This window comes from Prescottella sp. D32, assembly GCF_037287305.1.
Lineage (GTDB): Bacteria > Actinomycetota > Actinomycetes > Mycobacteriales > Mycobacteriaceae > Prescottella > Prescottella equi.
This window is the reverse complement of the sequence record NZ_JARBSW010000005.1, coordinates 309,380-329,702: the sequence shown is the minus strand read 5'-3', so window position 1 is coordinate 329,702 and position 20,323 is coordinate 309,380. Positions and strand designations below refer to the sequence as shown.

21 protein-coding genes, 2 tRNA genes and 1 pseudogene are annotated in these 20,323 nt (G+C 69.4%); 10 read left to right on the top strand and 14 right to left on the bottom strand.

The window, feature by feature from the left end; all coding sequences use genetic code 11:
* Positions 1 to 42 precede the first annotated feature (42 nt).
* The 4 genes and pseudogenes from PSS76_RS20830 to PSS76_RS20815 all read left to right on the top strand — a co-directional run.
* Positions 43 to 936, top strand: a complete 894-nt coding sequence (locus tag PSS76_RS20830; protein ID WP_084865571.1) for an alpha/beta fold hydrolase — start codon at positions 43 to 45, stop codon at positions 934 to 936.
* A 90-nt stretch (positions 937 to 1,026) separates the two neighbouring features.
* Complete coding sequence (locus PSS76_RS20825) at positions 1,027 to 1,794, top strand: IclR family transcriptional regulator (RefSeq protein WP_139809549.1); 768 nt, start codon at positions 1,027 to 1,029, stop codon at positions 1,792 to 1,794.
* Positions 1,795 to 1,885: 91 nt separating this feature from the next.
* Entirely contained in the window at positions 1,886 to 2,722 is an 837-nt protein-coding gene (locus PSS76_RS20820) for a mycofactocin-coupled SDR family oxidoreductase (RefSeq protein ID WP_084865574.1), read from the top strand.
* 42 nt (positions 2,723 to 2,764) lie between these two features.
* Positions 2,765 to 3,019 (top strand): annotated as a pseudogene (locus tag PSS76_RS20815) (Rieske 2Fe-2S domain-containing protein); the annotation flags it as partial.
* Between the two features lie 268 nt (positions 3,020 to 3,287).
* On the opposite strand, the gene PSS76_RS20810 reads toward PSS76_RS20815, so the two are convergent.
* Together PSS76_RS20810 and hisC are read right to left on the bottom strand one after the other, a co-directional pair.
* Positions 3,288 to 4,991 (bottom strand): bifunctional metallophosphatase/5'-nucleotidase, encoded by a 1,704-nt coding sequence (locus tag PSS76_RS20810; protein WP_064075878.1) that lies wholly within the window; start codon positions 4,989 to 4,991, stop codon positions 3,288 to 3,290.
* A 79-nt stretch (positions 4,992 to 5,070) separates the two neighbouring features.
* Positions 5,071 to 6,156, bottom strand: coding sequence for a histidinol-phosphate transaminase (gene hisC / locus PSS76_RS20805; RefSeq protein ID WP_044990306.1), 1,086 nt, complete (start codon positions 6,154 to 6,156; stop codon positions 5,071 to 5,073).
* 61 nt (positions 6,157 to 6,217) lie between these two features.
* Here hisC and PSS76_RS20800 point away from each other — a divergent pair, with 61 nt between their 5' ends.
* The 3 genes from PSS76_RS20800 to PSS76_RS20790 all read left to right on the top strand — a co-directional run bounded on the left by PSS76_RS20800 (position 6,218) and on the right by PSS76_RS20790 (position 7,241).
* Entirely contained in the window at positions 6,218 to 6,946 is a 729-nt protein-coding gene (locus PSS76_RS20800) for a dienelactone hydrolase family protein (protein WP_064075879.1), read from the top strand.
* 87 nt (positions 6,947 to 7,033) lie between these two features.
* Positions 7,034 to 7,125 (top strand) — tRNA-Ser (locus tag PSS76_RS20795).
* Between the two features lie 43 nt (positions 7,126 to 7,168).
* A tRNA-Arg gene (locus PSS76_RS20790) sits at positions 7,169 to 7,241 on the top strand.
* Positions 7,242 to 7,335: 94 nt separating this feature from the next.
* Here the strand turns inward: PSS76_RS20790 and PSS76_RS20785 are convergent.
* Together PSS76_RS20785 and PSS76_RS20780 are read right to left on the bottom strand one after the other, a co-directional pair.
* Positions 7,336 to 7,548 carry a hypothetical protein gene (locus PSS76_RS20785; RefSeq protein ID WP_139791980.1) on the bottom strand — a complete coding sequence of 71 codons (213 nt, stop codon included), beginning with the start codon at positions 7,546 to 7,548 and terminating at the stop codon, positions 7,336 to 7,338.
* 7 nt (positions 7,549 to 7,555) lie between these two features.
* Positions 7,556 to 8,008: a DUF5994 family protein gene (locus PSS76_RS20780; RefSeq protein ID WP_064078252.1), complete on the bottom strand. Its 453-nt coding sequence runs from the start codon at positions 8,006 to 8,008 to the stop codon at positions 7,556 to 7,558.
* A gap of 297 nt (positions 8,009 to 8,305) precedes the next feature.
* On the opposite strand from PSS76_RS20780, the gene PSS76_RS20775 reads away from it, so the two are divergent.
* Positions 8,306 to 8,758: a DUF5994 family protein gene (locus PSS76_RS20775; protein WP_081185564.1), complete on the top strand. Its 453-nt coding sequence runs from the start codon at positions 8,306 to 8,308 to the stop codon at positions 8,756 to 8,758.
* Positions 8,759 to 8,823: 65 nt separating this feature from the next.
* Here PSS76_RS20775 and PSS76_RS20770 read toward each other — a convergent pair whose 3' ends face one another.
* Positions 8,824 to 9,159: a hypothetical protein gene (locus PSS76_RS20770; protein WP_022593473.1), complete on the bottom strand. Its 336-nt coding sequence runs from the start codon at positions 9,157 to 9,159 to the stop codon at positions 8,824 to 8,826.
* Positions 9,160 to 9,449: 290 nt separating this feature from the next.
* Here PSS76_RS20770 and PSS76_RS20765 point away from each other — a divergent pair, with 290 nt between their 5' ends.
* Positions 9,450 to 10,331: a phosphatidylinositol mannoside acyltransferase gene (locus tag PSS76_RS20765; protein WP_044990308.1), complete on the top strand. Its 882-nt coding sequence runs from the start codon at positions 9,450 to 9,452 to the stop codon at positions 10,329 to 10,331.
* Between the two features lie 40 nt (positions 10,332 to 10,371).
* On the opposite strand, the gene PSS76_RS20760 is transcribed toward PSS76_RS20765, so the two are convergent.
* The 9 genes from PSS76_RS20760 to PSS76_RS20720 form a co-directional block, all read right to left on the bottom strand.
* On the bottom strand, positions 10,372 to 10,593 hold the full coding sequence (locus PSS76_RS20760) for a hypothetical protein (protein WP_037084727.1): 222 nt from the start codon (positions 10,591 to 10,593) through the stop codon (positions 10,372 to 10,374).
* Between the two features lie 186 nt (positions 10,594 to 10,779).
* Positions 10,780 to 12,249 carry an alkaline phosphatase PhoX gene (locus tag PSS76_RS20755; RefSeq protein WP_337456597.1) on the bottom strand — a complete coding sequence of 490 codons (1,470 nt, stop codon included), beginning with the start codon at positions 12,247 to 12,249 and terminating at the stop codon, positions 10,780 to 10,782.
* Positions 12,250 to 12,486: 237 nt separating this feature from the next.
* The gene (locus PSS76_RS20750; RefSeq protein ID WP_005516225.1) at positions 12,487 to 12,612 is read right to left on the bottom strand and encodes a hypothetical protein; all 126 of its coding nucleotides are present in this window, start codon (positions 12,610 to 12,612) and stop codon (positions 12,487 to 12,489) included.
* A gap of 128 nt (positions 12,613 to 12,740) precedes the next feature.
* Entirely contained in the window at positions 12,741 to 12,962 is a 222-nt protein-coding gene (locus PSS76_RS20745) for a hypothetical protein (protein ID WP_064058545.1), read from the bottom strand.
* 73 nt (positions 12,963 to 13,035) lie between these two features.
* The gene (locus PSS76_RS20740) at positions 13,036 to 15,138 is read right to left on the bottom strand and encodes a xanthine dehydrogenase family protein molybdopterin-binding subunit (RefSeq protein ID WP_064078251.1); all 2,103 of its coding nucleotides are present in this window, start codon (positions 15,136 to 15,138) and stop codon (positions 13,036 to 13,038) included.
* The gene (locus tag PSS76_RS20735) at positions 15,135 to 16,127 is read right to left on the bottom strand and encodes an FAD binding domain-containing protein (protein WP_337456596.1); all 993 of its coding nucleotides are present in this window, start codon (positions 16,125 to 16,127) and stop codon (positions 15,135 to 15,137) included. The genes PSS76_RS20740 and PSS76_RS20735 overlap by 4 nt, the downstream gene beginning before the upstream one ends.
* Positions 16,124 to 16,642, bottom strand: a complete 519-nt coding sequence (locus PSS76_RS20730) for a 2Fe-2S iron-sulfur cluster-binding protein (protein ID WP_005516219.1) — start codon at positions 16,640 to 16,642, stop codon at positions 16,124 to 16,126. The genes PSS76_RS20735 and PSS76_RS20730 overlap by 4 nt, the downstream gene beginning before the upstream one ends.
* 85 nt (positions 16,643 to 16,727) lie before the next feature.
* Complete coding sequence (locus PSS76_RS20725) at positions 16,728 to 17,744, bottom strand: hemolysin family protein (RefSeq protein WP_022593486.1); 1,017 nt, start codon at positions 17,742 to 17,744, stop codon at positions 16,728 to 16,730.
* Positions 17,737 to 19,107, bottom strand: a complete 1,371-nt coding sequence (locus tag PSS76_RS20720) for a hemolysin family protein (protein WP_337456595.1) — start codon at positions 19,105 to 19,107, stop codon at positions 17,737 to 17,739. The genes PSS76_RS20725 and PSS76_RS20720 overlap by 8 nt, the downstream gene beginning before the upstream one ends.
* A gap of 231 nt (positions 19,108 to 19,338) precedes the next feature.
* On the opposite strand from PSS76_RS20720, the gene PSS76_RS20715 reads away from it, so the two are divergent.
* The gene (locus PSS76_RS20715) at positions 19,339 to 20,271 is read left to right on the top strand and encodes a D-isomer specific 2-hydroxyacid dehydrogenase family protein (RefSeq protein WP_013414566.1); all 933 of its coding nucleotides are present in this window, start codon (positions 19,339 to 19,341) and stop codon (positions 20,269 to 20,271) included.
* Positions 20,272 to 20,323 lie beyond the last annotated feature (52 nt).

Genomic DNA, 20,323 nt, shown 5'->3' with positions numbered 1-20,323 from the left:
CCAGGGTGGACAGCGCATCACCGACAGCGAAAGGACCGACACATGTCTGCAGTGCACTCCGGGCCCACGATTCCCGGCTTCGACTACCAGCGCGTGACCGTGGCCGACGGCGTCGACCTCAACGTCGCCACCGGCGGAACGGGCGACCCGATCGTACTCCTGCACGGCTTCCCGCAGACCCACCTCATGTGGCGTCACGTCGCCGGTGCGCTCGCCGACGATCACACCGTCATCTGCCCCGACCTGCGCGGATACGGCGCCAGCGACAAGCCGGTGGAGGCGGACCGCGACGTGTACTCCAAGCGCACCATGGCGGCCGACGTGGTCGCCGTGGCCACCGCGCTCGGCCACGACCGCTTCGCCCTGGCCGGCCACGATCGGGGTGCGCTGGTCGCGATTCGCGCCGCGCTCGACCATCCCGAGACCGTGACGCACCTCGCGAGCCTGGACGTGCTGCCCACCCTCGACATGTGGGACGTGTTGCACGGCGCGAACGCGGCCGTGGCCTTCCACCTCTATCTGATGGCCCAGCCGCCGGGGCTTCCGGAGCAGATGATCGAGGCGACCGCCGACGCCTTCTTCGGCTACTTCCTTGATGCGTGGACGCGGAATCCCGACGCGATGCCCGCCGAGATTCGGGCCGAGTACCTGCGGGCGTCGCGGGAGGCCGTGCCGTCCATCGTCGCCGACTACCGGGCCTCGGCGGGTATCGACGTCGAACACGACCGCGCGGACCGTGACTCGGGGCGACGGCTCGCGATGCCGGTCACCGTCGTCCAGCAGAACTGGGGCGACGCTCTCGGCTACGACGCGGTCGCGCTGTGGCGGGCATGGGCACCCGACCTGGTCCACCGGACGACCGACGCCGGTCACTTCATGGCGGAAGAGTCGCCGCGGGAGATCGTCGCAGTCCTTCGCGATCTCCTCGTGCGATAGTCGCGGCCGCCCGCGTTGTGGCGCCGCTCACTACACTCTGACCGAGTCGGCGCAGCGGGCGCTCGGAGTCGAGTGGAGGGCACGGAAGTCATGTCTGCGGTGTCTGCCACGCGTTCGGGCCGCGACTCCCTGCTGGCGCGGATGACGCGGATCCTGGACGTCTTCGACGATCCGAATGCCGACCTCAGCCTCGATCAGATCGCCCGCCGATCGGGGCTGCCCCGGTCGAGCACACACCGGATCATCGTGGAGATGATCGAGCTGGACTGGCTGACGCGGTGGGGCCGCAACTTCCGCCTCGGTCCCCGCGCGCTCGGTGCCGTCGGACCACAGGCCACCCACGCCCGCATCCGGGTGGGCGCGAGCGGGGTGCTCCAGGAACTCTTCCTGCGTACCGGAATGGTGATCCATCTGGGGGTTCTCGACGGCGGGCAGGAGTATTTCCTCGACAAGATCGGTGGCCCGTTCGCGCGGCGCCTCCGCTCGCGGGTCGGTACCCGGCTCCCCGCCGATCGCGGGGCCGGCGGGCGGTCGATGCTCGCGCTGCTTCCACCGGAGGAGGTGGACGACATGATGGGACCGGTCCTCTCCGGTCAGGGTGCCGGGGCCCGATGGACGATGCCGGCGCTGCATGCGGAACTCGCCCGGATCCGCGCCAGGAAAGGCGTCGCCTTCGAGACCGTGGCGACGGGCGACGGCACCGAGATGCTGATTGTCGGGAGCGTGGGCTGTGCCGTCCGGTCGAAGGACGGCGCGGCGGTGTCCCTGAGCGTCGCCGGCGACGCCCACTCGATCCACCCCGATCGGCTGGCGCCGCTCGTCCGGGAGGCAGCCGCCGCGCTGGCGAGGACCGTCTGAGCCCATTCGTCTCGTGTGGCGGGACGAGCGCGCCGCAGTCGCCGGACTCGTGACTGACTGTCTGCGAAACGCACACGACGAAGGGGTTGCGATGAATCGTTTCGAAGGACGGGTTGCGCTGATCACCGGCGGTGCGCGCGGGCAGGGACGTTCGCACGCCGTCGCGTTCGCGGAGGGCGGCGCCGATGTGATCGTCACGGACCGCTGCGCGTCGAGCAACGTCGTCGGATACCCGATGGCCACTGAGGACGATCTTCAGGAGACGGTGCGGCTGGTGGAGAAGACCGGGCGCCGTTGCCTGGCCGTGAGGGCCGACGCGGCCGACCGTCCCGCCATGGAATCGGTGGTGGCGCGGGGGCTCTCAGAGTTCGGCCGGATCGACATCGCCGTCGCCAATGCCGGAGTGTCCGTCCAGGGTGCTGTGCAGGACACCTCGTCGGAGGTGTGGGACGAGGTGATCGGCACGAATCTCACCGGCGTGTTCAACACCGTCGTCGCGGTGTCGCCGACCATGATCGGGCAGGGCTACGGCCGGATCATCACCATCTCGTCGATGCTGGGACGTCAGGGCAACACGAACATGGCCGCCTACTGCGCGTCGAAGTGGGGGGTGATCGGCCTGACCAAGAGCGCCGCTCTCGACCTGGCGAAGTCGGGGATCACCGTCAACGCGATCGCCCCCGGCAACATCGCTACGACGATGCTGCACAACGATGCCCTCTACCGGCACCTGCGGCCCGATCTGGAGACGCCGGGACCCGACGACATCGAGAGCATCATGCGGGGGCTGCACGCGATTCCGACGCCGTGGCTCGAGCCCGGTGAGATCACGCGTGTGGTTCTGTTCCTCGCGGACGACGCCAGCGCACACATCTCGGGCACGGTGGTCCCCGTGGACGGCGGCAACGCCGGCCGCGTCACGGCCTGAACATCTTTCACGATCACACACGTGAGGAAGGAGGACGCCGCGATGACGCCGCACCTCGACGACGGCCGGATCCGAGAGATCGAAACCGGCACGGTTCCAGATCGTTTCGCTCGCGGCTGGCACTGCGTCGGCCTCTCGGAGTCCTTCAAGGGCGGCAAGCCGCACGCGATCCAGGCGTTCGGCACCAAGCTGGTCGTGTTCGCCGACAACGAGGGCGACGTGCAGGCTCTCGATGCCTACTGCCGGCACATGGGTGGCGACCTGAGCAAGAGCGGGATCAAGGGCGACTCGGTCGCGCGGGGTCGAGCGCCGCATCGAACGCTCGACCCCACGGCCGGTGGCACCGAGCTCAGGCGCCGAGTGATCCGCTGAAGAAGTCGAGAGCGCCGAACAGATCGGAGGAGGCGCCGAAGAACTCGGACAGGTAGCTCAGGTCCATGGGAGAAAAACCTTTCGGTCGTAACGGGTTACGCGGTTGCGCACTGCCATGCTGCACACCCCGGCTGTGGGCCGGCTTGAATCCGTCTGGCAGTTCTCTGGCAAACCCGTGCCGCGCCGAGTGATGTCAGTTCGGGGCCGCGATCGCGATGCGTCCTGGTGCGGGCGGCGCGACGGGGGAGTGGGCTTCGAGGTACGAGGTGAGGGCTTCGAGATCGTTTCCGGCGGAGGCGGGTTCGGTTCCGCCACGCAGAGCGGTGAACCCGTCGCCGCCGTCGGCCAGGAACTTGTTGACCGCAACCCGGTAGCGGCCGTCCGGGACGACGGTGGTGCCGTCGACCCGCAGATCGGCGATGCGGGCGCCGACAGGCGCAGCACGGTCGATGCGGTAGGTCAACGACGCCGACGGCGCCAGGATCAGCTCCAGCGTCGAGCCGTCCGGTCTCGTCTGGAACTGTTGCTCCAGAACTTCTTTCAGCTGCGCGCCGGTGAGGGTGCGCACCTCGAGCGAGTTCACGAACGGCTGCACCTGGTAGGCGTCGCCGAACGTCACCGTCCCGTCGGCGCCGCGGAGCAGGTCGGTCCGCACGCCGCCGGGATTGGTGAGAGCGATCTGCGCGCCGCGCCCGCGCGCGGCCGCGAGTTGGGCGTCGGCGATGAGGTCGCCGAGCGGGCTCTCGCCGCCCGGTCCCGGCTCGCGGGTGATGTCGGCGGTGATCGCGCCGACGGGTCGCTGCGCCACCTCCGCCGACTGCACGCCGGCGCGGGCCACCAGGTCGGCGACGGTGGGATCGGGCGGGATGTCCTGCGTCACGATCTGATTGAAAGCCTGGGTGCTCGGCCGGTCGACCTCGCCGGTGGCCCGGTCGAGCGTCATGTCGACCACCGAGACGATCCGGCCGTGGGAGGCCGCCTGCATCACCGGCCGTGGGTCGCCCGCCGGGTCGTCGACGCTGCAGTTGTACTGGGCGTGGCTGTCGGCGGTGAAGATCGCGTCCACCAGCGGCGTCGCGCGGGTCGCGATGGTGCGGACCGGGCCGTCGGCGAGGTCGCACGAGTTGGGCCCGCCGACCGTCGGCTCGTCCCCGCGGTGCAGCAGCACGACGACCGCGTGGACGCCGAGGAAGTCCAGTGTCGCGGCGGTCCGGTCGATGGTGGCGAGTTCGTCGCCGAACTCGAGTCCTGCGACACCGTCGACCGCCACCTTCGCCGGGGTGTCGGAGGGCATCACCCCGATCACGCCGACCGGGACGCCGTCGACGTAGTCCACCGTGAACGGGAGCGTCGCGGGGGTGCCGTCGGCGAGAGCCATGTTCGCCGCGAGAATGGGGAACTTCGCGCCCGCGAACTCGGGTTCGAACTGGCAGCCGTCGACGGTGTGGCAGCCGCCGGTCTGCATCCGCCGGAACTCGCCGAAGCCCTCGTCGAGTTCGTGGGTGCCGACCGAGGCGGCGTCCACGCCCATCGTGTTGAGCAGGTTGACGGCCGGTTCATCGTGAAACAGTGCGGATTCGATGGGGGAGGACCCCCAGTTGTCGCCCACCGAGTAGAGCAGCGAGTTCGGCGCCTGCCCGCGCAGCTGCCGAATGTACGCGGCGAGGTACGCGGCCCCGCCGGCGTCGACCGGTGGGCCGTCGGGACGCAGGATCTGTGCCCGCGCCCCCTGCGGCGGTTGCAGGCTGCCGTGCAGGTCGTTGATCGCCAGCAGGCGGACGGGCACCTTGTCGACGTCCGGCGGGCGCGCCTGCGCGGTGTGGATGCCGACGGTCAGCGACGTGCCGAGCGCGGCGGCGAGAACGATCGCGGGGCCGCGTCGGCGGCGTCCGGACAAATCGCTTCCTGGTCGGCACACCGGGACGAGTTTGCCAACGAATCGGTGGTGGCGGACCCGTCGACCGATAACGGTTGGATTACACCGTGGGCGACCCGGCCGGGATCCCGGCCAGTTCCTGCGCCGCCGGCGACGTCGCGAACGCGAGGAACGCGTCGTTCTCGTGGGGATCGCCGATCGTGATCCGCACCCCGTCGACGCCGTACGGGCGGATCAGCACGCCGGCCTCGGCGCTCGCCTCGCCGTACGCGGCGGAGCGGTCGGCCAACGGCAGCCAGACGAAGTTGGCCTGCGACTCCGGGACGTCGTAGCCGGCGGCCCGGAGCGCGTCGCGGACCCGGTCGCGCTCGGCGACGACGTCGTGCGTGCGGCGGAGCAGTTCGTCCCGCGCTCCCAGGCACGCGATCGCAGCGGACTGCGCCACCGCGTTGACGCTGAAGGTGATGTGGACCTTGGCCAGCGCGGCGATGATGGCCGGATCGGCAACCGCGTACCCGACGCGCAGCGCGGCCAGGCCGTACGCCTTGGAGAAGGTGCGCAGCACCACGACGTTGCGGCGGGTGCGGGCCAGGTCGATGCCGTCGACGCCGGACCGGTTGTACTCGAAGTACGCCTCGTCGAGCGCGACGACGACCCGGGCCGGGACGGCGTCGAGGAAGCGCTCGAGCTCCTCTCGGCCCAGCGCGGTCCCGGTGGGGTTGTTGGGGTTGCACACGAAGATCAGACGGGTGCGGTCGGTGATCGCGGCCAACATCGCATCCAGGTCGTGGCCGTGCTCGGGGGTGAGCGGCACCGGGACCGAGACGGCGCCGGCGACCTTGGTCACGACGGGGTACGCCTCGAACGAGCGCCACGCGTAGACGACTTCGTCGCCCTCGTTGCACGTCGCCTGGACCAGTTCCTGGCACAGCGCCACCGAGCCGCAGCCGGTCGCGATGTTCTCGGCCGGTACCCCGAGCGACTCGGACAGCGCGCGGATCAGCGCGGCCGACGTGTTGTCGGGGTAGCGGTTCGCGACGGACGCGGCGTCCGCGATGGCCTGCGCCACGCCGGGCAGCGGACCCTGGGTGGTCTCGTTGCTGGCCAGCTTGATGGCCCCGGGATAGCTGCGGCCCGGCACGTAGGTCGGGATGGATTCGAGGTCTGCGCGGGTCACGGGGGTCACGATGCGATTATGCGCCCCGCGATCGCGTGCACTGCCGCCGTGGTCGTGCCAAGGTTGATTCATGCCGGGGATCTTCCGGGACGACGCCCCCTTGCGCTCCGACGTCGACGCCCCCGTGGAGTCGGAGGAACGCGTGCCGCTCACCGCCGTCGAGCCGGATCGACCGGCCCGCGGCGGCATCGTGCTCCTGCACGAATCCCGAGACTTCGCTCCCGCGCTGCTCGATCTGATGCGCGCGCTCGCCGCGGAGGGCTGGGTGGTGGCCGCCCCGCATCTTTTCCACCACGAACCCGCGCACAGCGACAGCGAAGTGTTCGGCGAGACCCTGTTCGCGGCCTTCGACGCCACCTTCGACTGGCTGGTCGGACGTGGTATCTATCCGGACTGTGTGGGCGTCCTGGGCTTCGACGACGCCGGCACCGCCGCGTTGCTCGTCGCGACGAACCGCCCGGTCGGGGCCGCGGTCAGTGTGTCGGCGCGCGGCATCGTGGCACCGCTCACCGACGACACCCCCGCGCTCGTCGACGCGGCGCCGTCGCTCCGGGCGCCCTGGCTGGGCCTGTACGGCGAGGACGATCCGCGAACCCCGCCCGAGCATGTCGAGCGACTGCGGGATGCCGTGGCGAGGTCGGACGCGCCCACCAACATCGTCAGCTACGTCGGACTCGCGCACCGCGCCGACGAACCGCCCGTCCCGGAGCCGTCGGCGGACGACGACGATCCGCTCGTGGTCGCGATCCTCGACGCCCAACGCCGGATCTTCGACTGGTTCGACAGCAACCTGAGATAGGAGATGACGCTGACCAGGCGTTTTGCGTTTGCTGGCGAACTCTGTGTAATGTTTCGCCCGGCGGATCGGAAACGAGCCGGCCCCCAAGGAGGCGTGCCAGAGCGGCCGAATGGGACTCACTGCTAATGAGTTGTCCCCCTTAAAGGGGACCGGAGGTTCAAATCCTCTCGCCTCCGCCACACTGGTCCTTTCGCGGGTCCAGTACAACTGAAGATAGAACATGCGCCCGTAGCTCAACGGATAGAGCACTTGACTACGGATCAAGAGGTTAGGGGTTCGAATCCCTTCGGGCGCACATCAGAAAGACCCCCACCTGCAGTGATGCAGGTGGGGGTCTTTCTCGTTCCCAGGAAGAGGGCATTTGCCGCCGTTTGGTGATGTGGGCGGGCTCACGCCTCGCCGTCGACGGTGCCCTCGAACCGATGTGCCGTGTAGGCGTCGGCTGCGGCGACTGCGCCACTGTTGATCCATCGAGGTCGCTCGCTCGCGCCTTCACGACCCGCCGACATCGCCTGCCAGAGGTCGCGTGCCAGTCGCTGGATCTCGTCCACTCCGACGTCGTTGCGTTCGACGACGTCGAAGGCGACGATTCGCATTGCCATGCCGTCGTCACCCCTGTCCGACGAGTTCGGCTGGAGAGTCGAGGAGCAGGGCCATCTGTCGGTATCCGTACGCGGTGTCTGCGCCCGGCTCGACGATGGCGATGTCGATACGACTTCCGTTGCGGCCGTCGACCCTCATGACTCGGCACGGCTGGCCGGGCTCGGGGCCGGTGACGTCCAACCCGTCGTCCGAGTCGATCTGGCGTTGCATCGCGCTGACCGCGTTCCAGTCGAAACGGATGCGCGCGACAGGGCCGAGTCTCGGGGTGAGAGCGACGACGAGGTCGTGGAGTTCGATGCTCAGGTTCTGGGTGCGCGGCCACCACACCGCTTCCACCTCACCCAGGCTTCCGGTGCTGAACAGCAGCCTGGTGATGCGGGTCGGGGCAGAGAAGGGCTGGCCTCCGTCCCCCGGCGGAGATTCCCGGCGAAGGTCGAAATGGGCAGGAGTTTGCGTCATTCGAGACGCTCCTTAGCGTGGCCGCGAATCGGCCTTGATTTCCAAAAGCGGCCCGCACGGGAGTGCCGATGCGTGGATAGCTGCGATGACTCGACCGTACACGTCACGAGTCTGCTGAACGCCCAGGCGCTCGACCGCGCTGTCCGTGCTGCTCGCCGGTTCTCGGGCCGCCGCGCCGAGACGTGTGACGCGTAGGCTGAAGGTATCGACGTGCTAGGTCGCCGGCGGTTCTCGTACGGCAGTGCATCGGTCGGACAAGGATCGGTTTCGTCCTCCGATGAAGGAGCGGCAGGAGTCATGACACGACAACCGGATCTGGTCAACGGCCTTCTTTACGAGGTCGAGACCGCGGACGGCCTGCAGCCGTTCCCCGTCCCGAGTCGTACTCCACGACTGGTCCTGCGTGGGCAGAAGTCGGGGTCCGGCCAGATCGCCGGTGCGTGGTGGCCGTGGACTTCGAACCTCACCGCTCAATTGCACGACCTGATCTCGGTGCTGGCACCGCGAACGGGGCCGATCGAGCGGATCGCATTCGATTGGGACATGCTCAGCATCAACCAACGTCGAATCGACAACACCGATGGGATCCGGTTCACCGAACCGCTGCCGGGGCAGCCCGCCGGGGTCATGTGCCTGATCGGCACGGATAGGCGCGGCACCCTCCTGGTGGTGATTCCACCGACGACCCAGCCGCAACGCGCTTACGACGACATGCGATCGATAGTCGACGACGGCTACCGGGTGGCATAGACACTCGGCGTCGAGGCGACCGGCTGATCAGGCGCACGCCGAGAGTTGTTCGTCTGCAGGTAGATTCATGCACCCTGCTCGGTCGGCGGCGGCGGGGTCTTACGCTGTTGCTCGGCGCGTGCGGTGTCGGCCCGGTGGATCTGGTCGAGTTCGTTTCGGGCGGCGCGCCCCCGTCGGGAGGACCGCCGGGCTCCGGCCAGAAGTAGCGCGAGGCCGGCCACGCCGACCGCGCCGACGACGACGCCGAAGAGGAAGAGCGTCCCGGTCGATCCGGTCACGTGGTAGCCCAGGATGGAGAAGTCATCCGTTATCGCGTGCTCACTACCGCCGTTGGTCAGGACTCCCGCGACCGCGATCACGATGGCTGCGATGAGGAGAATCAATCCGATGATCACAAGCATGTCGACTCCAGTCGGAAGTGGGTGTTCAGGGGCGTGGGACGTATACCCGTTCCTGGACCTCTTCACACCAATGCCGTGCCGTACGGTCGGACGATCCTGACGTTCCTCCGGATCCGACAGCCTCCTGAGTCATGCGCGAAGCGCGACAACACGATTGCGAGGTATTTCGTCGTTCCCATGTCTCTCTCGGGGGAGGACACTCGGAGAATGAGGCTCGGAATCCACTCCCCGCCGAATCACAGCAGGGGTGTCTGTTGCACTGCTGCGGTCCGCGTCGACGGCCGCGGCCGATGAACCCCGGGGACCGGGCCTGGGATCTCGGGTATGCGGCAGGTTGGCGGTTGGTGCGCGCCCTGCCGGAGCGGTCGGCGAGGCGACTGTTCGACTTCGCGGCTGATCGCGCGGCCCGGGGCGGCGGCCCGGACCAGCTTCGTCGCAATCTGGCCCGGGTGCTGTCCACGACGCCTGCGCAGGTGCCGGACGATCTCGTGCGGGCAAGCCTGCGTTCCTACGCCCGCTACTGGTGCGAAGCCTTCCGGCTCCCGACGATGGATCCGGTGCGGCTGGTCGAGGAGATCGAGTCGTCGGCCACGGGGCTCGGCAACATTCACGAGGCGGTCGAGCGCGGCAGGGGTGCGGTTCTGGCTCTGCATCACAGCGGAAACTGGGACATGGCCGGTGTATGGATCGCGCGACGCGTGGGTCCGCCGGTCGTCGTCGCCGAGCGCCTCCGGCCCGAATCGCTGTACCGCCGGTTCGTGCGATTCCGGGAGGGGCTCGGATTCGAGATCATCCCCCTCACCGGCTCCGCGCAACCACCGTTCGAACAACTGACCACGCATCTACGCCGCGGGCGGATCGTCGGGCTCCTCGCCGAACGCGACGTGACCGGCACGGGCGTGCCCGTCACGTTCTTCGGCGAACCGACTCGCATGCCGGCCGGGCCGGCGCGGCTGGCGCTCGACACCGGTGCGCCCCTGCTACCGGTCAACTGTTGGTTCACACCCGACGGCTGGGGGTTCCATGTCGGGCCGCCGATCGACACGAGCGGTGGACTGCAGCCGACGACTCAGGCGATGACCAGCCGGTTCGCGGCGGGGATCGCCGCACACCCGGCCGACTGGCACATGCTGCAACGGGTGTGGACCGCCGACATCCGGGTCGATCGGTAGCACGCGGTATGCACTGTGCGTCCACGTATTTCGTCGACGGCTACTCCGACTCCAACCACCGGTGCAGCGCGCTGCGTGACTGCGCGATCTTGTCGTCCCACGCTGCGCACTGCTCGCACTGTGGATAGGCGAGACCGTCCGGCCCTACCCCGGGCTCCCGGTCGGCCCGGGCGATCCGCATGCCCGCCGGGCAGTCCAGGAAGTTGTGGTACACCCGCGCCGCCCCTCGTCGAGTCGAGAAATACGGCAGGAACTTCCTCACACTTCTTCACCCCGGGATGCCGATCGAAATCCGATATGCCCTGACGATGCCGTCGGAGGTCCCCATTCGGATAGGGGACAACGCCCCGTCGCTCCAGGGGCTTTCGTCCTGGACGAACCCGAATGGAAACGCCGGACGCCCCCACCTGCGGTGTGCGGGTGAGGGCGTCCACGGGTGACGGAGGGTCTACGAGCCGAACGGCAACTCCAGCGAGCCGAAGGAGAAGCCGGACGAGCCGGCGGACGAGCCCGTCGATCGGCGCCACGGCCCGCGGATCGCGACGGTGATGCCGGGGCTCTGGATGTTGGCGTACAGCGTCTGGCCGTCGTGGCTGAACGCCGGACCGCAGAACTCGCTGTCGTTCAACTCGTTCCGGGCGACGGAGACCGGCTCGCCGCTCTCGGTCACGCCGATCAGGTGGCTGATGCCGTCGCCGTCCTCGGCGAGGATGAGACCACCGTGCGGCGAGACGGTGATGTTGTCGGGGCCGTCGTAGTTACCGGTGTCGACGGACGGGTCGGGGTTGACCCCGAACAGCGTCTTCAGTTCGACGGTCTGGGTGGCCGGGTCGTAGAACCACACCTGTCCGTCGTGCTCGGCGACGCTGCCGTCGCTGGTGCGGGCGAAGCTGGCGACGAAGTACGCGCCGCCGTCGCCCCACCACTGCCCCTCGAGCTTGCGGCTGCGGGTGACCTGGTCGTTGGTGAACTGCTTGCGCACCGAGGTGGTCTTGGCGTCGCGGTCGGGGACGTCGACCCACTGCACGGTGTACTTGACCCCCGGCGTCGCGGCCTGGGCGAGGTCGGGCACGTGGGTGCCGTCCTGGAAGCACTTCATCGCCTGCAGGCTGCCGGCGGTGTCCCCGCCCGGCGACTGTGCGAGCGCGTGGAACGCGCCCGGTCCGCCGACGAAGCCCTGCGGCGGCGTCCACCGGAAGAACAGGCCGTTGGGGCTGCCCGCGTCCTCGGTGAGGTAGACCGCGCTCGACGACGGGTCGACGGCCACCGCCTCGTGCGCGAACCGGCCGAGGAACTTCAGCGGGATCGGGCTCTTGCCGACGTTCGCAGCCTGGCTCGCCGGATCGACCTCGAAGACGTAGCCGTGGGCCTTGGTGAAACCGTTCGACCCGGCACGGGCCTCGGTCTCCTCGCACGTGAGCCAGGTGCCCCACGGGGTGATGCCGCCCGCGCAGTTGTTCACGGTGCCCGCGACACTGACGTACTGGGCCTGACGCGCGCCGCTGCGGTCGAGCGTCGTCGTGGTGGTGCCGCCGCGGGCGCCCGGGTCGTAGGTGAGGCCGTCGACGGCCGGGACACCGAACGGCTCGCTGCCACCCACCTCGTGGTTGGTGACGATCGTGGTGCCGTTGCCGGCCGCGAACACGCCGTTGGCGTCGGGATCGCTGGGGAACGGGACGCCGCCGTCGAGCAGCGTCTCACCCGAGCGGGAGACGATCGTGTACGAGAAACCCTTGGGCAGGGCGAGGATTCCGGCGGGATCGGCGACGAGCGGGCCGTAGCCGATCGCGGCACCGGGGGCGGCGCCCGCGACGGCGGGGCGGAACAGGGTGCCCACACTGCCGGCGAGCGTCACCCCGATTCCGGCGAGGGCGGTGCGCTCGAGAAACGTGCGGCGGTTGAGCGGTGACATGGGCACGATGCGGCCTCCCTGTTGATGATCAAGGTCGGGAGGAAGGTAGGACGGCAACCGCAACGACAGAATGCGGCCGGATGGCCGGTCGGTGAACCGGGCCGGAACTTCCGCGTACCGGCGCCGGATCGGAAGCCGCGCGTGTGATGGCGGGCCGCGCAAACGAAAGTCCCCCACCGGATTCGCCGGTGGAGGACTTCCACGTTGCGGAGGACCGCGGTGTACGCGCGGCCGCGCTTCGGGTCAGCTGAAGGAAGCCAGCGTTCCCAGCACACCGAGGATCGTGGCGACCGCGGTGAGTGCGCCGGCGATGCCGCTCACGACCGGCTTGACCTCGGCGACGGACGTGGCGAACTCGGAAGAACTCATGACTGCTTCCCATCCATTTGTTTGTTTGATTGCGCAGATCGCGCGCTCGCAAGTTACCCCAAGGTAAGGCCGGGGTGTGCACCCTCCCCGGAATTCACCCGTGGATTCAACCGGCCCGGTCGGCCGGGTCAGCGACTCCAGCTCGAGGGCAGGATTGCCGCGACGGCGCCAAGGGCGAGGCCGGTGAAGACGACGAGCCAGAGGATCGCGAAGGGGGACCGGCCGAGGGCGAAGGCGATGGCGCCGGGAATCAGCGACAGCAGCACGAATGTCACCGCCACCGCCAACCGCGACGCGGCCGTGTGCGCATGCGCCCGACCGCGGTGCGGTCCGTTCGGAGAAGCACTCATGATCTCGCCCCGCTCGGAACACCCCTATCGACTGACCTTACGCCGGATCTCGTCGGCTCAGCCGTCGGGCGTTTCAGGTCTCGCGAATATTCGGCAGGTGGGGGAGCAGGTCGTCCGCGTGGATCGGCAGTTCCCGCACGCGTGTCCCGGTCGCGTTGCAGACGGCGTTGACCACGGCGGCAGCGCTGCCGACGTTTCCGATCTCGCCGGCGCCGCGGGAACCCATCGGGGTGGCGCGCTCGTCGACGTCGTCGAGCCAGATCGCGTCGATGTCCCGGACGTCCGCGTTCGTGGGGAAGTGATACGTCGCGAGATCCTGGGTGACGACGTGCCCGAACCGCCCGTCGCGGACGCTCTCCTCGAACAGCGCCATCGAGATCCCGAACGTCATGCCGCCGAGTAGCTGCGAGCGGACGGTGCGCGGGTTGACGACTCGGCCGATGGAGAACACCCCGAGCATGCGGGGAACGGTGATCTCGCCGGTGTGTATGTCGACCCGAGCTTCGACGAAATGCGCTCCGTAGGAATTGATTCGATAGTCGTCGTCGGGTTCGGTGTCCGATTCCGCGGTCACTTCGGCTCCCGGGAGGGGATCGTCGCCGAACTTGGCGCGGAACTTGCGTGCGGCCGTCAGGATCGCCCAACCCCACGACGACGTCCCGGACGATCCTCCCGCGACGGTTCCGTACGGCAACGCGGTGTCGCCGATCTCGAGTGCGATGCGTTCGGGGTCGCAACCCAGGGCGTCGGCGGCGATGAGCGTGAGCGTGGTCCACGTGCCGGTGCCGATGTCCACGGCGCCGATCTGCACGCCCAGCCGACCGTCCTCGCGCAGTCGGATCGTTGCCTTCGAACCCGGATTGATCATGTGTGGATAGGTGGCGCTCGCCACGCCGAATCCGACGAGCGCGTTCCCCTCGCGCCGACTCCCGGCCGGCCACGGCCGCGTCTCCCAGCCGAATCGGTGGGCGCCCTCCCGCAGGCAGTCGACCAGTCGGCGCGACCCCCACGGTTTGCCGCTTTCGGGGTCGACGGGCGGATCGTTGCGGACCCGCAGCTCGATCGGATCGATCCCACAGGCGTCGGCGAGCTCGTCCATCGCGACCTCACCCGCATACATTCCGGGGGCCTCGCCCGGGGCGCGCATCCAGTACGGCACCGGGACGTCGAGTGCCACGGCTCGGTGCGAGGTGCGCCGATGCGGCGCCGTGTACATCGACCGCGACGGGACCGCCGTCTGCTCGACGAACTCCTTGGTGTGCGAACTCTGCGAGTACGCATCGTGCACCAGCGCGGTGATGCCGCCGTCGCGGTTCGCGGCGATCCGGATGTGCGACGCCGTCGGTGGGCGGTAGCCGACGAAGACGAACATCTGTTGCCGCGTCACCGGGAACTTCACCGCTCGGCCGGGCAGTGTCATCGCGGCCAGGGCGGCGAGCACGTCGTGCGCGTGCGGGGCGCCCTTGGAGCCGAATCCGCCACCCACGTGCGGCGCGATCACCCGGATCTGTTCCGGGGACAACCCGAGTATCGGCCCGAGTGTGTCCGCGACGCCGTGCGGCCCCTGGGTGGAGTCGTACAGCGTCAGTTCCTGTGCGTCCTCGGCCCACAGCGCGACGGTGGTGTGCGGCTCCATCGGATTGTTGTGCTCTTCCGGGGTGGTGTACCAGCCGTCGACGATCACCCCGTCGGCGCGGGCGCGGGCGAACGCAGTGTCGGGATCACCTTCCTCCGTGGAGGTCTCGTAGCCGCCGTTGGCGGATTCGGGGAGGTACATGCCCGCTGCGTCCGTACGAAACGTGGTGTCGTGAGTCCGGACGTCGTACTCGACGCGCACGAGCGTCTGCGCGTGACGCGCCTGCTCCGGGGTCTCGGCGATCACGGCACCGATCGGTTGCCCGCGGAACGCCACCTCGAGGCCCTGCAGCAGGCGGTACTCACCGTCCGAGGTGTCCTCCAGGCGCGGCGCATTCCACGGTGTGAGCACCGCCAGCACGCCGTCGGATCGTTCGGCCGCGGTGCTGTCGATGTCCACGATGGAACCGCGTGCAATCGTCGAGGTGATCGGGTACAGGAACGCCGGGGCGGCGACCGAGTGCTCGTACGCGTACGGCGCCCTTCCGGTGACCTTGGCGGGGCCGTCGATGCGCGCGAGGGATGTGCCGATGGCATTCACTGTGTCGCCTCCCCGGCAAGCTCCCGCAGCACGGCAACGGTGGCGCGTTGCAGCAGTGGGACCTTGAATCGGTTGCCGTCCAGGGGATGTGCCGACGCCAGTTCGGCGTCGACCGCATCGGCGAAGGTGTCGACGTCCGCGGTGCGCCCCCGCAATGCCGCCTCGGCGCGCGTGGCCCGCCACGGCTTGTGCGCCACGCCGCCGAAGGCGATGCGGACACGGGTGACGACTCCGGCGTCGAGTCCCAGTTCCGCGGCGACGGAGACCAGCGCAAACGCGTACGACGCGCGCTCGCGCACCTTCCGATACGTCGACACCGCACCGGGCGCCGGCGCCGGCAGTTCGACCGCGAGGATCATCTCGTCGGGTTCCAGCACGGTGTCGATGTCGGGGTCGCGTCCCGGAAGCCGGTGGAAGTCTGTCACCGGGATGCGGCGCTGACCATCGGGCCCCAGCGCCAGCACCTGGGCGTCGAGCATTGCGAGCGCCACCGCCATGTCCGACGGGTGGGTCGCGACGCAAGCGTCCGAGGCGCCCAGAATGGCGTGATGCCGGGTGAATCCGCCGACCGCCGAACACCCGGTGCCGGGCTGCCGCTTGTTGCACGGCGTCGACACGTCCTGGAAGTAGACGCAGCGCGTGCGTTGGAGCAGGTTTCCGCCCGTCGTGGCCAGATTGCGCAACTGTGGTGACCCGCCGGCGACAAGTGCGCGCGACAACGCCGGATACCGTTCGCGGACAACGTGGTGGGCGGCCAGATCGCTGTTGCGCACGTTGGTCCCGATCCGGAGTCCGCCGTCGTCGGTCGGCTCGACGGAATCGAGTGGAATACGCGAAATGTCCACGACGAGTTGGGGGGTGGCGATGCCGAGCTTGAGGTGATCGACCAGGTTGGTTCCGCCGGCCAGCAACTTCGCGCCCGGATTCTCGTGCAGCAGCGCCACCGCCGCGGGCGCGTCGGCGGGTCGCTCGTAGCGGAAGGGGATCACGTGTCCGCAGCCTGCTCGTGGGCGACCTGTCGGACCGCGGCGACGATGTTGGGGTAGGCGCCGCACCGGCACAGGTTGCCGCTCATCCGTTCGCGGATCTCGTCGTCGGTCAACTCCGGTGCGGAGGTGAGGTCCTCGGTCACGTGACTGGGTGCCCCGTCCGCGGCTTCGGCGAGCATTCCCACCGCCGAGCACACCTGGCCGGGCGTGCAGTAGCCGCATTGGAACGCGTCCTGATCGATGAACGCCTGCTGGACAGCGTGGAGGCCGGAGTCCGACAGTCCGGACGCCGTGACGATGTCGGCGCCGTCCTGCGCCACGGCGAGCGACAGGCACGTGGTCACCCGTCGGCCGTCCAGCAGCACCGTGCAGGACCCGCATTGGCCGTGGTCGCAGCCCTTCTTGGGCGAGAAGACGCCGAGGCGGTCACGGAGTGCGTCGAGCAGCGTCGTGCGGGTGTCGACGGTGCAGGTCCGTTCGGCGCCGTCCACACAGAGGGTCACACGCATCTCCATGCCCAGGGACTACCCCCGGATCGCCGGGCGGAAACACCCACCGTGCGGAACCGGGGCGCCACTCCCGGTTCCGCCTTCGCCGTGGTCAGGCCGCGGTGCCCGCGGAGGGCATCAGCCGCGCCAGGACGTCGGCGAGGGTGATCAGTCCGATCAACCGTCCGGCGTCGTCTCGCACGATCGCGATGTGGCTGCGGGTGTTCCGCATCGTCGCGAGCGCCTCGTAGACCGGTGTCGCAGCCTGGACGGTGAGCACGTCGCGCATCAGATCGCGGGCCCGGGTCTCGGGCGCCGCGCCCAGGCTGTCGCGGACGTGCAGGACGCCCACGACGTCGGTGCCGCTGCGGACCAGCAGGCGCAGGTGCCCACTGGCATCGGCGGTCTCGCGGATCCGTTCGACGGGCGCATCCGCGTCGACACTGCTCGGCCGGTCGTTGGGACGGACGATGTCGCCGACGGTGAGCGACTCGAGTTCCAGCGCGCTGGTGAGATGCCCGTGGTAGCGCTCGTCGAGCGTGCCGACGGTCGCCGAGTGCTCGACGAGGTGCCGCAGCGCCTCGGGATCCTGGCCCGACGCCACCTGGTCCACCGGCTGCACGCCGACCTTGACCAGGCACCAGTTCGCGGCACGGTTCAGGATCACGATCAACGGCCTTGTGAGCCACATGAATCCGCGCATCGGGATCGCGAGCAGGGTGGCCGACTTCTCCGGGTGGGCGATCGCCCACGACTTCGGCGCCATCTCGCCGACCACCAGGTGCAGGAACGTCACGATGAGCAACGCGAGCACGAAACCGGCGACATCGGCCAGCCACAGCGGGGCGCCCCAGTCCGCGAACGCCGGCGTGAGCCAATGGTGCACAGCCGGTTTCGTCACCGCGCCGAGCGCGAGGGTGCAGACGGTGATGCCGAGCTGCGAGCCGGCGAGGAGCACCGACAGCTCGGACGCGCTGCGCAACGCGGCGCGTGCCGAACGGCTGTTCGGGGCGGCGTCCTCGAGACGGTGCCGGCGGGCGGCGATGAGTGCGAACTCCACCGCGACGAAGAACGCGCTCGCGGCGATCAGCAGCACGGTGACGGCCAGGACGATCCACGGGTTACTCATCGACGGCGTCCTTCCGGTCGGTGTGGACGGTCGCGAACAGCGCCGACGGCACGTGCTTGTCGACGGCACGGACCTCGACGTCCAGATACGTCGGTGGTGGCGGTTCGTCGGCGACGAGGTCGGCCGGATCGGCGGGCAGCTGGACGGTCACGGTGTCGCCCACCCGCGGGAGCCCGCCGAACTCGGCGATCACGAGGCCCGCGAACGTCTCGTAGTCGTCGTCCTCGGGCAGGTGCTCGTCGAGCACGCGGGCGACCTCGTCGACGTGCACGCCGCCGGGAATCAGCCAGCCGCCGTCGACGGCCTGCACCTCGGTCTCCTCGTGGTCCGGATCGTGCTCGTCGGCGATCTCGCCGACCAGCTCCTCGGCCATGTCCTCGACGGTGACCACACCGGCGAAGCCGCCGTACTCGTCGATCACCAGCGCCATCTCGTCCTTCGCGGCGGTCAGCTGGGCGAGGACGTCGGGCAGCGGCAGCGTCGTCGGGACGATCACGGCGGGCCGGGCGTGGTCGGCGGCGGTGCCGACCGGGTCGGCACCGAGGAGGTCGTGCAGGTGGACGACGCCCAGCAGGTCGTCGCTGGTGGCGCCGACGACCGGGTAGCGGGTGTGCCCGGCGCCCATCGACGCCACGACGGCGCCGATCGGTTCGTTCGCGCGGATCACGTCGACCCGGGCCCGCGGGATCATCGCGTGCTCGGCGGTGCGGGTGGGGAAGTCGAGGATGCGGTCGAGCAGCGTCGACAGCTCTCGCGGCAGTTCGCCCGCGTCGCGGGACTCGGCGACGATGTGCTCGAGGTCGCGCGCGGTCGCCGAGTGTTCGACGTCGTGCACGGGCTCGATCTTGAGCGCACGCAGCAACAGGTTCGACGACTGGTCGAAGAGCCAGATCAGCCAGCCGAACAGCTTGAGGTAGAGCGTCGTGGACAACGCGAGGCGTCGGGCGACGGGTTCGGGTCGGGCGATGGCGAGGTTCTTCGGGAACAGTTCGCCGAAGACCATCTGCACGACGGTGGAGAACAGCACCGCGAGGATCGCGCCGACGGCGATGCCGACGCCGGTGGGGATCCCGATCCCGCCCATCAGTTCGCCGAGCCCGCGGCCGATGAGCGGTTCGGCGACGTAGCCGACGAGCAGACCGGTGACGGTGATGCCGAGTTGGGCGCCGGACAGCATGAACGAGGTGCGGCGGGTGACGCCGAGGGCGCGGGCCGCGGCGCCGTCGCCGGATTGGGCGCGCGCCTTCAGGCGGGACCGGTCGACCGCCATGTAGGCGAATTCCTGCGCCACGAAGTAGCCGGTCAGCGCGGTGATCGCCAGGACGACGGCGACACCGGCGACGATTCCGAGCAGGGTCAGCACGTGGACACCTCCACAGTGGTGGTGTCAGTGATGATCACACGTCGGACGACGGGTCTTCGAGGTTTGCGGGGCCTGCGTTTCATAGCCTTCTTTCTCTGTTGGTGGACATGTCCTACGAAAATAGGACGAATCACCCATGGGGATGGTTCCCGAGGTCTGCGATCCGATGCGAGGACGCCTAGCCTCGGACCGAGATCCGGACGCCCGGGTCGTGCCGTGTGAGGAGAATCCGTGACGACGACGCCGACGCCCATCGCGCTGGGACCCGCGCCCGACGACCTGCTCGTGGACGCCGTGGTCCGCGGCGGTGGCCGCGTCGTCGACCTGGCCGACGCCGAGGCGCTCGTCTGGGCCGGCGACGACACGGCGCGCTTCCCGGCGGAGCTGCCCGACTCGATTCGCTGGGTGCAGCTGCACTCGGCCGGCGTCGAGCACTGGTTCGATGCCGGGGTGATCCAGCGGCACCCCGACGTGGTGTGGACGTCGGCGGCAGGCGCATTCGCCGCGACCGTCGCCGAGCACGCCTTCACGTTGTTGCTGGCGGGGGTGCGGGCGCTGCCCGAGCACCTGGCCGCCACCACATGGCGGCAGCGGGAGTTCTTCGACAAGGTCGGCACGTTGCGCGGGGCCCGGGTCGCGATCGTCGGCGCCGGCGGGATCGGTCGCGCGATGATCCCGATGCTCACCGCGGTGGGTGCGACGGTCGTCGCGGTCAACCGCTCCGGCCGGGAGGTGCCCGGCGCCGCCGAGGTCGTCACCGCCGACCGGGTCGACGAGGTGTTCGGCCGTGTCGACCACGTCGTCGTCGCGGCTCCGGCCACCGCCGACACGCGGCACCTCGTCGGGGCTCCGCAGCTCGCGAAGCTGGGGCCCCGGTCGTGGGTGATCAACGTGGCGCGGGGTCCGCTGGTCGACACCGACGCGGTCGTGGACGCTTTGCGGGACGGTCGGATCGGCGGCGTGGGACTCGACGTGACCGACCCGGAACCCTTGCCCGACGGTCATCCGCTGTGGGCGCTGCCGAACGCGATCATCACCCCGCACGACTCGAATCCGCCGTCGGTCCGCTCGGCCGCTTTCGCCGATCACGTCGCGGAGAACGTGCGACGCTTCGTCGGCGGCGACGAGTTGGCGGCGCAGATCGACCCGGCGGCCGGCTACTGACCCGTCTCATCGCGAATTTTCTAGTCGAAATATCTCGTTCAACGGTCATCCG

Bases quoted from the DNA above. Each gene is read 5' to 3' on its own strand.
- PSS76_RS20800 (WP_064075879.1), top strand. From the start codon at position 6,218: ATGCCGGGGATCTTCCGGGACGACGCCCCCTTGCGCTCCGACGTCGAC.
- PSS76_RS20825 (WP_139809549.1), top strand. From the start codon at position 1,027: ATGTCTGCGGTGTCTGCCACGCGTTCGGGCCGCGACTCCCTGCTGGCG.
- PSS76_RS20725 (WP_022593486.1), bottom strand. From the start codon at position 17,744: ATGAGTAACCCGTGGATCGTCCTGGCCGTCACCGTGCTGCTGATCGCC.
- PSS76_RS20785 (WP_139791980.1), bottom strand. From the start codon at position 7,548: ATGGCAATGCGAATCGTCGCCTTCGACGTCGTCGAACGCAACGACGTC.
- PSS76_RS20780 (WP_064078252.1), bottom strand. From the start codon at position 8,008: ATGACGCAAACTCCTGCCCATTTCGACCTTCGCCGGGAATCTCCGCCG.
- PSS76_RS20770 (WP_022593473.1), bottom strand. From the start codon at position 9,159: ATGCTTGTGATCATCGGATTGATTCTCCTCATCGCAGCCATCGTGATC.
- PSS76_RS20765 (WP_044990308.1), top strand. From the start codon at position 9,450: ATGAACCCCGGGGACCGGGCCTGGGATCTCGGGTATGCGGCAGGTTGG.
- PSS76_RS20830 (WP_084865571.1), top strand. From the start codon at position 43: ATGTCTGCAGTGCACTCCGGGCCCACGATTCCCGGCTTCGACTACCAG.
- PSS76_RS20750 (WP_005516225.1), bottom strand. From the start codon at position 12,612: ATGAGTTCTTCCGAGTTCGCCACGTCCGTCGCCGAGGTCAAGCCGGTC.
- PSS76_RS20775 (WP_081185564.1), top strand. From the start codon at position 8,306: ATGACACGACAACCGGATCTGGTCAACGGCCTTCTTTACGAGGTCGAG.
- PSS76_RS20730 (WP_005516219.1), bottom strand. From the start codon at position 16,642: ATGGAGATGCGTGTGACCCTCTGTGTGGACGGCGCCGAACGGACCTGC.
- PSS76_RS20745 (WP_064058545.1), bottom strand. From the start codon at position 12,962: ATGAGTGCTTCTCCGAACGGACCGCACCGCGGTCGGGCGCATGCGCAC.
- PSS76_RS20820 (WP_084865574.1), top strand. From the start codon at position 1,886: ATGAATCGTTTCGAAGGACGGGTTGCGCTGATCACCGGCGGTGCGCGC.